9 protein-coding genes are annotated in these 12432 nt (G+C 71.6%); 8 read left to right on the top strand and 1 reads right to left on the bottom strand.

The genetic code is table 11. The features are described from left to right. Positions 1-61 precede the first annotated feature (61 nt). Positions 62-1039 (bottom strand): LysR family transcriptional regulator, encoded by a 978-nt coding sequence (locus C3492_RS05725; RefSeq protein ID WP_103810630.1) that lies wholly within the window; start codon positions 1037-1039, stop codon positions 62-64. An 89-nt stretch (positions 1040-1128) separates the two neighbouring features. Here C3492_RS05725 and C3492_RS05720 point away from each other — a divergent pair, with 89 nt between their 5' ends. From C3492_RS05720 to C3492_RS05685, 8 genes are all read left to right on the top strand, one after another. Next, the gene (locus C3492_RS05720) at positions 1129-2049 is read left to right on the top strand and encodes a zinc-binding dehydrogenase (protein WP_103810629.1); all 921 of its coding nucleotides are present in this window, start codon (positions 1129-1131) and stop codon (positions 2047-2049) included. After that, the gene (locus C3492_RS05715) at positions 2046-3038 is read left to right on the top strand and encodes a S9 family peptidase (RefSeq protein ID WP_103810628.1); all 993 of its coding nucleotides are present in this window, start codon (positions 2046-2048) and stop codon (positions 3036-3038) included. The genes C3492_RS05720 and C3492_RS05715 overlap by 4 nt, the downstream gene beginning before the upstream one ends. A 553-nt stretch (positions 3039-3591) precedes the next feature. After that, positions 3592-4449 carry a FadR/GntR family transcriptional regulator gene (locus tag C3492_RS05710; protein WP_103810627.1) on the top strand — a complete coding sequence of 286 codons (858 nt, stop codon included), beginning with the start codon at positions 3592-3594 and terminating at the stop codon, positions 4447-4449. Between the two features lie 107 nt (positions 4450-4556). Then, positions 4557-7850, top strand: coding sequence for a discoidin domain-containing protein (locus C3492_RS05705; RefSeq protein WP_103810626.1), 3294 nt, complete (start codon positions 4557-4559; stop codon positions 7848-7850). Positions 7851-7929: 79 nt separating this feature from the next. Continuing rightward, positions 7930-9027, top strand: a complete 1098-nt coding sequence (locus C3492_RS05700) for an enolase C-terminal domain-like protein (protein ID WP_103810625.1) — start codon at positions 7930-7932, stop codon at positions 9025-9027. Between the two features lie 51 nt (positions 9028-9078). Next, on the top strand, positions 9079-10470 hold the full coding sequence (locus C3492_RS05695) for an ABC transporter substrate-binding protein (protein WP_103810624.1): 1392 nt from the start codon (positions 9079-9081) through the stop codon (positions 10468-10470). Beyond that, the gene (locus tag C3492_RS05690) at positions 10467-11399 is read left to right on the top strand and encodes a carbohydrate ABC transporter permease (protein ID WP_103810623.1); all 933 of its coding nucleotides are present in this window, start codon (positions 10467-10469) and stop codon (positions 11397-11399) included. Before C3492_RS05695 ends, C3492_RS05690 begins: the two co-directional genes overlap by 4 nt. Then, positions 11396-12304, top strand: a complete 909-nt coding sequence (locus C3492_RS05685; RefSeq protein WP_103810622.1) for a carbohydrate ABC transporter permease — start codon at positions 11396-11398, stop codon at positions 12302-12304. Before C3492_RS05690 ends, C3492_RS05685 begins: the two co-directional genes overlap by 4 nt. Positions 12305-12432: the final 128 nt, after the last annotated feature.

The raw sequence follows: 12432 nt of genomic DNA, 5'->3' as shown, positions 1-12432 counted from the left end.
GGTCGAGCAGGTGACCGAGGCCATCGCCCGGCGGACACCGGCAAGCGCGCCCCGCCCCGGGTCACACGGCATGACAGGGCGCCTGCGGTTCGGGCAGCCAGTCGCGGGCGGGGTCGTACTCCAGCCACCGGCTGTGTCCCGCCCGCTCGGCGCAGGCGGCGATGAGGTCGTGCAGCCCCCGGTGCCGGGTGCCGGTGCGCCACAGCAGTGACCAGGCGTACAGCGGCGTGGGCCGGACGAGCGGTACGGAGCGCAACCCGGGGACGTCCGGCAGGGGCACGTCGGCGGGGAGCAGCGAGAAGCGGTGCGGCTCGGCCGCCACCTCGGCGAGGAAGTGGGCGAGGCCCAGGTTGACGCTCGTGGCACTGTTCCGGATCGCGAACCGGTCGGCGAACTGGTGGAGGAAGTCCAGGCGGTCCAGCGGACCGGGCGCCCAGAGCAGGCTGCCGCGCAACTGGTCCGGACGCACGGCGGGTTCGGCCGCGAGGGGGTGGTCCGCGCTGAGGACGGCGTCCACCGGTTCGAGGCGGACCAGGCGGTGTGCCAGTCCGGTGTGCAACGGGGGGTGGACCCGGCCGAAGGCCGCGTCGATGTCGCCGTGCAGCAGTGCCGCCGTCACCGACGGGAGATCACGCCCGTGGCCCAGTACCAGATCGCCGACAGGTGCGGCCCGTTCGGCCTGCCCGGGCCCCTCGGCGGTACCGGTACCGGCTACCTGGGCCAACGTCCGCATCGGCGCGTACAGGTGCCCCCACACGTCCACCCGCAGCGGCCGGTCCTCCCCCACCGCCGCCGCCACCGCCGCGTCAGCCGCGGCCAGGGTCTGCCGGGCCGGTCCCAGGAAGCGCCGGCCGGCCTCGGTGAGGCGTACTCCGCCGCCCCCGCGGTCGAACAGCTCGGTGCCGAGCAGGGATTCCAGCCGGGCGATCCGCTTCGACAGCGCCTGCTGGGAGATGGCGAGCGTCCCCGCCGCCCGTCCGAAGTGCCCTTCCTCGGCGGCGCGCACGAAGGCGCGTAGCTGCGCTCCGTCCAGATCCATGCCCCTCACCATAGGTGACAACCAACGGTTGTGGATCACGCCGGTTCGTTGTTGGATCCCGGCACGGGCGCGGGGGTTCCATTCCCGGCATGCGAAGACTGATTCCCACGGGGGACGCGGCGCGTCCGGTCGCCTTCGCCGAGGTCCCCCTGCCCGTCCCGGAGCCCGATGAGACGCTGGTCAAGGTCGAGGCGTTCGCACCGAACAGGGGCGAGACGTTTCTCCTCGAACGCCCCCGGCCCGGACTGCTGCCCGGCAAGGACATCGCGGGGCTCGTCGTCCAGGCCGCGGCAGACGGCTCGGGGCCCGGCGTCGGCACCCGCGTGGTCGGGCATCCGGCGCGGGGCGGCTGGGCCGAGTACGCGGCCGTGCCCACGCACTCCCTCGCGGTGCTCCCGCCCCGCATCGACGCCGTACGGGCGGCAGCCCTGCCCCTGGCCGGGATCACCGCGCTGCGCCTGCTGCGTGCGGCCGGATCCCTGGCCGGCCGGCGGGTGCTGCTGACCGGCGCCTCGGGCGGCGTCGGGCACTACGTCACCGAGCTGGCCGTCGGGGCAGGTGCCGAGCTGACCGCGGTGACGGCCACGCCGGTGCGCGGTGCACGGCTCGCGGAGCTGGGCGCCGAGGTGGTCCACGACGTGGCGGCGGCCCGGGGGCCGTTCGACGTCGTACTGGAGTCCACGGGCGGGCCCGATCTGCCGCGGGCCCTGTCGAAGGTGCGTCCGGGCGGCACGCTGGTCTGGTTCGGCCAGGCGAGCCGCACCCCGGTGACCCTCGACTTCTTCGAGCTGCTGGGCGGGCCCGAGCGCGTGACGATCCAGCACTTCCACTACGCCGGTGCCCCGTACGCCCCCGATCTCGCGACGCTGGTACGCCTCGTGGAACAGCGGCGGCTGCGTCCGGAGATCGGCCGGGTAGCCGACTGGGCCGAGACCGCCGGGACCCTGGTCGACCTGCGGGAGCGCCGGATACGCGGCAAGGCCGTCCTGACGACGGGAGAGGAACGATGAACGCCACGGAGTTCGCCGCCGCCCAGTGGACCCGCGCCACCGGAACGGGCGTCGACCCGCACGAGTACCGGCGCGTCACCGACGGCCTCGTCTCCGTCGCCGAGTGGGGACCCGCCTGCGTGCGTACGGGGCACACCCACCTGGAGCGCGCGGAGCGGGCCGGTTCCGCCGTCTCGGCGGGCGGGCACCTGCTCATGGCGGCCCGGTGGTTCCACCTGGCCACGCTCGCCCCGTACCCGGACGCCCCGCGTGCCGCGGCCGAGGCGGACCGGGCCCTGGGCCGCGCCCTCGCCCTCCTGGAGCCCGGTGCGCGGCACGTGACCGGTGAAGGGTTCACCGGCTGGCTCCGCGGCCCCGCCGACGCGCCGGGCACCGTGGTCGTCGTGCCCGGGCTGGACTCCGCCAAGGAGGAGTTCCAGGACCTGGTGGCCGCGCTGCTGGCCAGGGGCCTCGCGGTGTTCTCGATGGACGGCCCGGGGCAGGGTGCGCTCGCGGCCACGACGGTGCTGCGACCGGAGTACGAGCAGGTCGTCGGCCGGGTGGTCGACGCCCTCGGCGTCGCCCGCGTCGGGCTCGTCGGCCTCAGCCTGGGCGGCTACTTCGCGGCCCGCGCGGCGGCGCTGGAGCCGCGGGTGGCGGCGGTCGCCACCGTCAGCGGCCCCTTCCGCCTCGACTGGGCCGAACTGCCCCCGCCGGTACGGGACATCATGGCGCGCCGCACCGGAGGAGCGGACGCCGCCCGCGCGTTCGCCCGCCACGTCGACCTCACCGACCTGGCTCCGCGCATCGCGGCCCCGCTGCTGGTCGTGGACGGCGGCCAGGACGTCATCCCCGGTGTGACCGACGGCGAGCCCCTGGCCCGCCTGGCACCGCACGGCACCTACCTGACCGTCCCGCACGGCGACCACCTCCTCGGCAACGCCCGCCCCGACTGGCTGCCCCGCCTCGCCGACCACATCACGACCGCCCTGACCGGGCCACCGGCGTGAACGGATCCGGCTCAGACAGGCTGGGTTGACGCGGTCCTGCCGCTGGAGGGGCACAGTACGGGCCTGGGCCGGCGGGGCCCGGCGGACGGGCCCTGCTCGCTCGGGGCCGGGTCGACCTGACCCCGAGCGGACCGGCAGCGGCCATGCCCCTGCCGAACCGGTGGGCCGGCAACAGGTCCACGGCGGAGGGACTGGGCATCCCGGAGCGCGTGGAGGCCGCTGGTGCCTCCTCGGGAGGCGGAGCCGCCGGGGCGACGTGTCGTGCCTCGCGGCCGAGGAGGAGGAAGCGCGCCCCGGTCGGCACGCCAGGCCCACCGGCGGACGTCCCCGGGCGGCGGCCCGGCGACCGGAAGGCGCCGTCAACAGTCTGATTCATTCGCTGTCGCCCCGGCCGCATGGATCGCATGGACCATAGGCTTCCGCCCCTTCCGGACGCAATGGCCTGGACGCGAACACAACGGAGTCGGCCGCGACCCTTGTCGACCTCCCACCCCGGTGCCATAGTTGCCCCGCCAATGAGTCAGATTCATTTCGGGCGCCGGGAGTTGTTTCCGTGTCAGCAGAGCGCAAGGTATCGGCCAAGGGTGACGGGACGACGTCAAGGCCCTACCGGCCGGGCTACGAGCTGGTCGCCGAGCAGCTCCTCGGGTACATCGCCGAACAGGGCCTGCGGCCCGGCGCGCGGCTGCCGACCGAGGCGGGGCTCGCCGAGATCCTCGGCACCTCGCGCAATGTCACCCGCGAGGCGGTGAAGGTGCTGGCGGCCCTCGGCCGGCTCAGTGTCCGCAGGGGCGCCGGCATCTTCGTGGCCGACTCGCCGGGCGGGCTCGCCGACGACGGCCTGGGGCACTTCCAGCCGACCAGCATGGAGCACGTGCTGATGCTGCTGGACTACCGCAGCCTGATCGAGGCCGAGACCGCCCGCAGGGCAGCGGGCCAGGCGGCGCCGATCGAGGTACGGAACATCCGGAAGGGCGCCGAGCGCTCCCTGGAGGCCGGCCGTGAGAACGACGCCGACGCGTTCGCCGTGGCCGACCAGCTCTTCCACGACGCGGTCGGCATCGCCGCCCACAACATCTTCCTGCGCTCCAGCGTCACCAACGTACGGCGTCTGGCCGCGCAGTCCGACGTACTGCTCTTCCACGGCGACACGCCCGGCTCGCTGGAGGTGGCGGGTCACCAGCACATGGCGATCGCCGACGCCATCGCCGCGGGGGACGCCGACCGGGCCGCCGTGCTGATGACCGAGCACATCGCCACGACACGGCAGCAGTTCGAGCGCCGTATCCGCGACCGTCTGTTCAATGTCGCCGCCCGCGGCACCGAACCGGCCGCGGGCGGCGTGTCCGAGACCACCACCGACACCGACGCCACACCCAAGCCCACCCCGCCGGTGCCCTCCGCCTCCTGACACGAGGTCACCGGCATGGGTGTGACACGGAACCACCCCGAGGCCCCCACAGGCACGCCCCCCGGAACGAGCCGCCATCTCCCCTCCCCGCAGGCGATTGGATTCCCATGTCCATACCCTCAACCCCACCCCGCCCCCGGCGAAGAGCCGCACTGACCGTCCTCGCCCTGGCCACCGCGGCCCTCCCCCTCACCGTCCCGCACGCCCAGGCCGCCCCGCGCGCCGCCGATCCGCCCCCGCTGAAGATCTACGTGTCGCCGGAGTACGGCCGCGACACCGGCTCGGGCACCTCCGAGCACCCGTTCCGGACGCTCGGTCACGCCCGGGACTTCGTGCGGAAGATCAACCGCGACATGCGGCGTGACATCGATGTCGAGCTGCTCTCCGGCACCTACCGGCTCACCGACACCTTCACCCTGACGCCCCGCGACTCGGGCACCAACGGCCACCGCGTCGTCTACGAAGCGGCTCCGGGCGCGCACCCCGTGATCAGCGGCGGCAGCCAGGTCACCGGCTGGGCTCCGGTCGACGCCGGCCGCACGGTGTACAAGGCGCACGTGGGCGACCTCGACACCCGGCAGCTCTACGTCGACGGCGAGCTTCAGACACGGGCCCGTGGTCCGGAGAACCCGCCCGGCTTCTCCAAGACGGCGACCGGCTACAAGATCACCGACACCCGTCTGGACGCGTACGAGAACCAGTCCGACATGGAGGTGGTCAGCAAGTGGGGCTGGATGATGATGCGCTGCCCCGTGCAGTCCGTCTCCGGCACCACGATGACCATGCGGCAGCCCTGCTTCCACAACGCCAACCTCCACGAGGGCCAGGAGATCCAGAACCCCACCTGGCTGGAGAACGCGCGGGAGCTGATGGACACCCCCGGCGAGTGGTACCTCGACAAGAGCGAGGGCGACCTCTACTACATGCCCAAGAAGGGGCAGGACCTGGCGAGGGCGACCGTGACCGTCCCGCGTGTGCAGGATCTCGTGGACCTGGACGGCACCAAGGACCACCCGGTCGGCGACATCTCCTTCCGGGGCATCACCTTCTCCTACTCGACCTGGCTGGCCCCGAGTTCGGACGACGGGCTGATCGAGGGCCAGGCCGGATTCCGGATCGTCGGCGACGACAACCCGGACTTCGACTCCACCCGCCTGAAGTGGGTCAAGACCCCCGGAGCGGTCAACGTCAGCCACGGTCACGGCATCTCCTTCGAGGGGAACACCTTCACCCACCTCGGCGCCGTCGGCCTGAACCTCAACACGGGGACCCGGGGCACCAACGTCACCGGCAACGTGTTCCGGCAGATCGCGGCCACCGGTGTCCAGGTCGGCGGGGTCGAGGTCGTGGACGCACATCCCGACGATCCCCGGGACGTCACCAAGGACAACACGGTCGACAACAACGTCGTCACCCATGTCGCCGACCAGTACAACGGCTCCCTGGGCATCTTCGCCGGCTACACCGACCACACCGTCATCACCCACAACAAGGTGTACGACCTGCCGTACAGCGGCATCTCCGTGGGCTGGGGCTGGGGCCTGACCGATCCGGGCGGCGACACCAACTACCCGGGCAACTCCGGCGTACCGGTGTGGGACACCCCCACCACCTCCCGTGACAACGTCATCAGTGACAACGAGATCAGTGACATCATGAAGTCACAGGCCGACGGTGGTGCCATCTACACCCTGAGCGCCAATCCGGGCGGCATCGTCTCCGGCAACTACATCAGGAAGGTCCCGGAGCTGGCCTACGGGGCCATCTACCAGGACGAGGGCAGCCGTTACTGGCACACGACCGGCAATGCCTTCTGCGACGTGGCCTACCAGTGGCTGCTGCTCAACCATGGCATGGACATCACCGCCGACTACAACTTCACCACCACACCGAAGTTCAGCGCGCAGTTCAACAGCACCGACGACACGATCGTGAACAACACGACGGTCGACGGCTGTGAGCAGCTGCCCGCTTCGATCGTCGACAACGCCGGCCTCCAGCCGCCGTACCGGCACCTCGACCCGGACCCGGAGACCGGCGACCACACGGCGCCGACGGCGCCCGGCAAACCCGGCGCGGTCGCCGGCCTGCCCACCGTCGTGGATCTGAGCTGGCCGGCCGCGACCGATGACAACGGTGTCACCGGCTACGCGATCCACAGCGGCGGCAAGGTGGTCAGCGCGTCCAAGGGCACCTCGGTCCGCATCCCGAACCTCACCGCCGGGGCGTCGTACACCTTCACGGTGACCGCCCGCGACGCGGCGGGCAACGAGTCGCCGCCCAGCACGCCCGTGACGGTCACCCTCCCCGACGGCGCCGACCTGGCGCTGCACAAGCCGGTCACGGTCTCCTCCTACTCGGAGCCGAACACCCCCGAACTGGCCGTGGACGGCGACCTGTCCACCCGCTGGGCCCAGGGCCTCGGCCTGCCCGACCCGTCCTGGATCCAGGTCGACCTGGGCGCGCAGTACGACGTCACCGGCGCCATCACCACCTTCGAGAAGGCGAGCGGCTACAAGTACCGCCTGGAGGTCTCCCCGGACGAGGCGCACTGGTCCACCCTGGACGACCACACGGGCAGTGGCACCACCGCCCAGGCCAACTACTCCCTCGCGGACAAGGACGTCCACGGCCGGTACGTGCGGCTGACCGTCACCGGCTCCAGCTTCAACGGCGGCAGCATCTACGAACTCCAGGTCTACGGCACCCCGCTGGCCCCCGGCGACGACCACACCGCTCCGGACGCGCCGGCCAGGCCCACCGCCACCCCGCTGCTGCCCAGCCTCGCCCAGGTGAGCTGGCCGGCCGCCCCGGACGACCAGGGCGTCACCAGTTACGCCGTCTACCAGGACGGCAAGCGGATCGCCGTCACCGACGCGACGCGGCTGCGGGTCAGCGGCCTCACGCCCGGGAAGGAGTACGGCTTCACCGTCGTGGCCAGGGACGCGGCGCTCAACGCCTCCGAGGCGAGCCCTGCGGCGACCGTCACCATGCCGGCCGACCACGACCTCGCCCTGAAGGCACCCGTCACCGTCTCCTCCTACTCCGAGCCGAACACCCCCGAACTGGCCGTGGACGGCGACCTGTCCACCCGCTGGGCCCAGGGCCTCGGCCTGCCCGACCCGTCCTGGATCCAGGTCGACCTGGGGAAGGTCACCAGTGTCTCCGGTGTGGTCACGACCTTCGAGAAGCCCAGCGGCTACAAGTACCTCCTGGAGTACTCCGCCGACGGCCTGAACTGGTCGGCGCTGGAGGACCACACCGCCGCGTACACCACGGCCCAGACCGCCTACTCCCTCCCCGACACCCCGGTCGACGCCCGCTATCTGCGCCTGACCGTGACCGCCTCCAGCTGGAACGGCGGCAGTCTCTACGAACTCCAGGCCTACGGCGGTTTCTAGGTCCCCGGCCTCCCGCCCCCGGCGTCCAGGTGCGCGGCTCCCGGCCTGCCGTACCCCACACCAGGAACAGAAAGCGACCATGAAGATCACACATGTCGAGGTCCACCGGATCGACGTCCCCGCCGCCGACCCGCCCTTCTCCTGGCGGCACGGGCTCAGCGGCAGCGCCCCGGTGGGTGACGGCGCGGTCCTGCACATCGGCACCGACGAGGGCGCCGAAGGGGTGGCGGTGTTCGCACGGCCGGGGGCGGCCGTCACCCTGCGGGACCTGGTCGACCGGGTCTTCCGGGAGGAACTGCTGGGCGCCGACCCCTTGCGCCGCGAATGGCTCTGGCACCGCGTCTGGGAGCTCGATCGCATCCACGAACTCCCCCTGCCCGTGCTCGGCCTGGTCGACGTGGCGCTGTGGGACCTGGCGGGGCGGGTGCACGACCGGCCGGTGTGGCAGCTGCTCGGCGGCTTCCGGGAGGCCATCCCCGCCTACGCCTCCACCTCCACCTTCGCCACCACCGAGGAGTTCCTGTCGGTGGCCGACCAGTGCCTGGCGCTCGGCTACCACGGCATCAAGCTGCACGCCTGGGGCGACGCCCGCCGCGACGCCGCCCTGTGCCAGGCGCTGCGCGACCACGTCGGCCCGGACGTGCCGCTGATGTACGACGGCTCGGCCGGCTTCGACCTGCCCGACGCCCTCTACCTGGGGCACGCCCTGGCCGAGGCGGACTACCTCTGGTACGAGGAGCCGATGCGGGAGTTCAGCATCAGCGCCTACCGGCGGCTGGCCGAGTCCGTCGCCGTACCGCTGCTGGTCGCCGAGACCTCCGACGGCGCCCACATGAACTCCGCCGACTTCATCCGCAGCGGCGCCGCCACCTTCGGCGTCCGTGCCAGTACGACACTGCGCGGCGGTGTCACCGGCGCCATGCGCACCGCGCACCTGGCGGACGCCTTCCGGCTGCGTGCCGAGGTGCACGGCTCCGACATCCCGAACCAGCACCTGTGCATGGCCATCTCCAACACCACCTACTACGAGTCCCTGGTCACCTCGACCACGGTCGTCCGCGAGCGTCACGTCGACGACCGGGGCCTGGTGCACGCCCCGACCGGGCCGGGCATCGCCCTGCCCCTGGACTTCGGCTACGGCAGCGCGCTCCAGCGGTTCGTGGAACAGCCCCGCTGACCCGCCGCCGTCACCACCCCCGCACGATCCCGAACCACGAAAGGCAAGACGATGACGTCTTCGCGCGTTCCGACCTCCGGCCGGCGCGGCAGAGCCGTGCGCGCCCTCGCCGCCTCAGCCGCCCTCGCCGCCGTCGCCGCGCTGGCCGGCTGCGCCAGCGCCGACCCGTCCACCGGGCCGGACCACCGGGGCGGCACGTCCCGGTTCACGCCCGCCACGCAGAAGGACGGCTCCGAAATCACCGTCTGGACCGACTCCACGCGGCTGCCGTCGGTGCAGGCGTACCAGAAGTCGCACCGGGACGTGAAGATGAAGATCGTCACCTACGACGGCGGCGCCGACGGCTCGACCTACCTCCAGACGAAGGTGCAGCTGTTCGACCGTACCGGCAAGGGCTGGCCCGACGTCGTCTTCGGCTCCCCCACGGACGTCACCTGGGCCTCCTCCCCCACCAAGCCGGGCGCCGCCGCCTTCGCGGCCCCGCTGGACGACAAGCTGGTCCCGCGGAGCACACTGGACGGCTTCGCCAAGGGCTCCCTGACGCCCTGTCAGTTCCACGGGCACACCTACTGCCTGCGCAACGACATCGCCCAGGTCGTCCTCTGGTACGACAAGTCCCTCATGGACAAGTGGGGTTACCAGGTCCCCACCACCTGGTCCGGGTATCAGGCCCTCGGTCTGAAGGTGGCCAAGGAGCACCCCGGATACCTCGTCGGCTCGGTCGGTGACACCAACTCGCACGAGTCGTACTTCTGGTCCAGCCGGTGCCCGGCCTTCCACCTGACCGCACCGGACACGCTGCGCGTCGACCTCAAGGACCCCGCGTGCACGCGCATGGCGTCCCTGCTCGACAAGCTGATCTCCGCCAAGGCCGTCACCACCCAGGGCTTCTTCAGCCAGGGGTTCGCCAAGAGCAGCGGCTCCAAGGTCCTGATGGCCTACGGCCCCTCCTGGTACGGCCAGTACCTGTTCAAGGCTGCCTTCCACACCCCGGCCAAGCGGATCGCCGCCGCGGCCCCGCTGAAATGGCCGGGTGAGACCACCGCCGGCACGGGCAACGTGGGCGGCGGCGTCTGGATGGTCTCCTCGCACAGCGCCAACCTCAAGGCATCCACCGACCTGGTGACCTGGCTGACCACGTCGGACGCGAACCAGGCCACCGCACCCACCTACCCGGCCTACGCGCCCGCCGCCAAGGCCTGGCTCGCCGAACCGGCGCACCGCGACTACTTCGCCGACGACGTCAGCGGCCCGTTCCGGCAGGCGGCCGACGAGGTGTGGACCGGCTGGTCGAACACCAGGTTCTCCGACGCCACCTCCTGGTCGACCGTCGTCCTGCCGGCCCTGACCGCCGGAAAGACCCTCACGGCGACCCTGCCGGAGTGGCAGAAGGCCATCAGCGACCAGGCCAGGGCCAACGGGTACCAGGTGACCGACCGATGACGCTCCTGGACGCCCAGCCCGTCGCCGTGACCGCCCCCACCCGCCGCGGCGACGCGCCCCGGCGGCGGGGCGGCACGACGGGGTACCTCTTCGTCGCCGGGTACACGCTGCTGCTGCTCGCCTTCGGCGTGTTCCCCACCTGCTACGCGTTCTACCTGGCCTTCACCAACGACCGCGGCCGGTTCACCGGCCTCAACCAGTTCCTCCGGGTCGCCCGGGACTACCGCTTCCTGCCCGCCTTCGGCCACATCCTGCTGTACCTCGCCCTCTGGCTGGTGGTCCTCGTCGTGCTGACGGTGCTCACGGCCGTCGTCCTGCGCAGCCGGGTCCGGGCGGGAGTCTCCGCGCTGCTGCGGTTCCTCTACTACATACCCGGCGCGCTGGCCGGGGTGGCGAGCGTCCTGGTCTGGCTGTTCATGCTGGACCCGGACGTCAGCCCGGTGTCGTGGCTGCTGCACCGGATGGGCCTGGACAGCTTCGCCGCCGTGCTGGCACCCGGCAACCTCCCGGTGATCCTCATGCTGATCGCCTTCTGGACGGGGGCGGGCGGCTGGATGGTGGTGATGTACGGGGCGCTGAACAACATCCCCGACGAGGTGATCGAGGCCGCCCGGATCGACGGGGCCGGGCCCTGGCGCATCGCCTGGTCCGTCCAGATCCCGATGATCCGGCAGTGGATCACCTACATGGCCATCCTCGCGTTCGCCGGCGGCACCCAGCTGTTCGTCGAGCCGCAGCTGCTCCAGACCGCCAGTCTGGGCCGGGTCAGCCCGACCTGGTCACCCAACCAGCTCGCCTACGTGTACGCCTTCCAGCAGGGCGACTTCAACGGTGCCGCCGCGATCTCCGTCTTCCTGCTGGCCCTCGGCCTGCTCTGCGCGGGCGTGCTGGTCCGGCGCTCCAGCCTCTTCACCCTGGAGGACAGATGACGACACGACTCCTCGCGCCCACGCGCTCGCGGACCACGCCGTCGCGTGCCGTCTCCGCCCTGGTGGTGGGCCTGCTGCTCGCCGTCCTGCTGGTCTTCTTCGTGCTGCCCGTGCTGTGGCTGCTGCTGGCGCCCAGCAAGACCGCCGGGCAGATCGTCCACGACAACCCGCTGTCCTTCGGCTCGTTCGGCAGGATCGGGGACGCCTGGCGGCACCTGTTCTCCTTCGAGGACGGCGCGGTCCTGGTGTGGCTGCGCAACTCGGCCGTCTACGCCGGCGGTTCGCTGCTGCTGACCCTGCTCACCAGCATCCCGGCGGGCTACGCCCTGGCCCTGACCCGGTTCCGGGGCCGCAAGGTCCTCCTGGCGATCACCCTGGTCACCATGATCATGCCGTCGGCCACGCTCGTCCTGCCGGTCTTCCTGGAGCTCAACGCGTTCCATCTGATCGGCACGGCCTGGTCGGTGATCCTGCCGTTCTCCTTCTACCCGTTCGGCGTGTACCTGGTCTACATCTACTTCGCCACCAGCCTGCCGCGCGATCTGCTCGCCGCCGCGCGCATCGACGGGTGCTCGGAGTGGCAGCTGTTCACCCGCATCGCCCTGCCGCTGGCGAAGCCCGTGATCGGTCTCGTGGCCTTCTTCAGCTTCGTCGGCAACTGGAACAACTTCTTCCTGCCGTATCTGGTGCTGCCGAACAGCGAGCAGTTCCCCATCCAGGTCGGCCTGAACCAGCTCCTGTCGTCCACCCCGTCGTTCAACCCGGTGGCCGGGGCGGGCCTGAACATCACGACTCCGGAACTCGCCCTCGCCGTCATCATCGCCATCCTCCCCGTCCTGGTCCTCTTCCTCTTCTCCCAGCGCACCCTGGTCTCGGGGATGCTGGCGGGCGCGACCAAGGAGTGAATCGGGTCAACAGGTACGGGGACCAGCGACTCGTTCAGGGTCCGGGACAGTTCGCGCACCGCGTCGCCGCCTTCCGGCGGCATCCGCACAGGGACGGGCACTGTCCCACCTCCGTGGAACCTCCACCA

This window comes from Streptomyces sp. Ru62 (genome assembly GCF_002920615.1).
GTDB lineage: Bacteria > Actinomycetota > Actinomycetes > Streptomycetales > Streptomycetaceae > Streptomyces.
This window is presented reverse-complemented; position numbering and strand designations above follow the sequence as displayed.

Bases quoted from the DNA above. Each gene is read 5' to 3' on its own strand.
- C3492_RS05715 (WP_103810628.1), top strand. From the start codon at position 2,046: ATGAACGCCACGGAGTTCGCCGCCGCCCAGTGGACCCGCGCCACCGGA.
- C3492_RS05725 (WP_103810630.1), bottom strand. From the start codon at position 1,039: ATGGATCTGGACGGAGCGCAGCTACGCGCCTTCGTGCGCGCCGCCGAG.
- C3492_RS05705 (WP_103810626.1), top strand. From the start codon at position 4,557: ATGTCCATACCCTCAACCCCACCCCGCCCCCGGCGAAGAGCCGCACTG.
- C3492_RS05720 (WP_103810629.1), top strand. From the start codon at position 1,129: ATGCGAAGACTGATTCCCACGGGGGACGCGGCGCGTCCGGTCGCCTTC.
- C3492_RS05700 (WP_103810625.1), top strand. From the start codon at position 7,930: ATGAAGATCACACATGTCGAGGTCCACCGGATCGACGTCCCCGCCGCC.
- C3492_RS05690 (WP_103810623.1), top strand. From the start codon at position 10,467: ATGACGCTCCTGGACGCCCAGCCCGTCGCCGTGACCGCCCCCACCCGC.
- C3492_RS05685 (WP_103810622.1), top strand. From the start codon at position 11,396: ATGACGACACGACTCCTCGCGCCCACGCGCTCGCGGACCACGCCGTCG.
- C3492_RS05695 (WP_103810624.1), top strand. From the start codon at position 9,079: ATGACGTCTTCGCGCGTTCCGACCTCCGGCCGGCGCGGCAGAGCCGTG.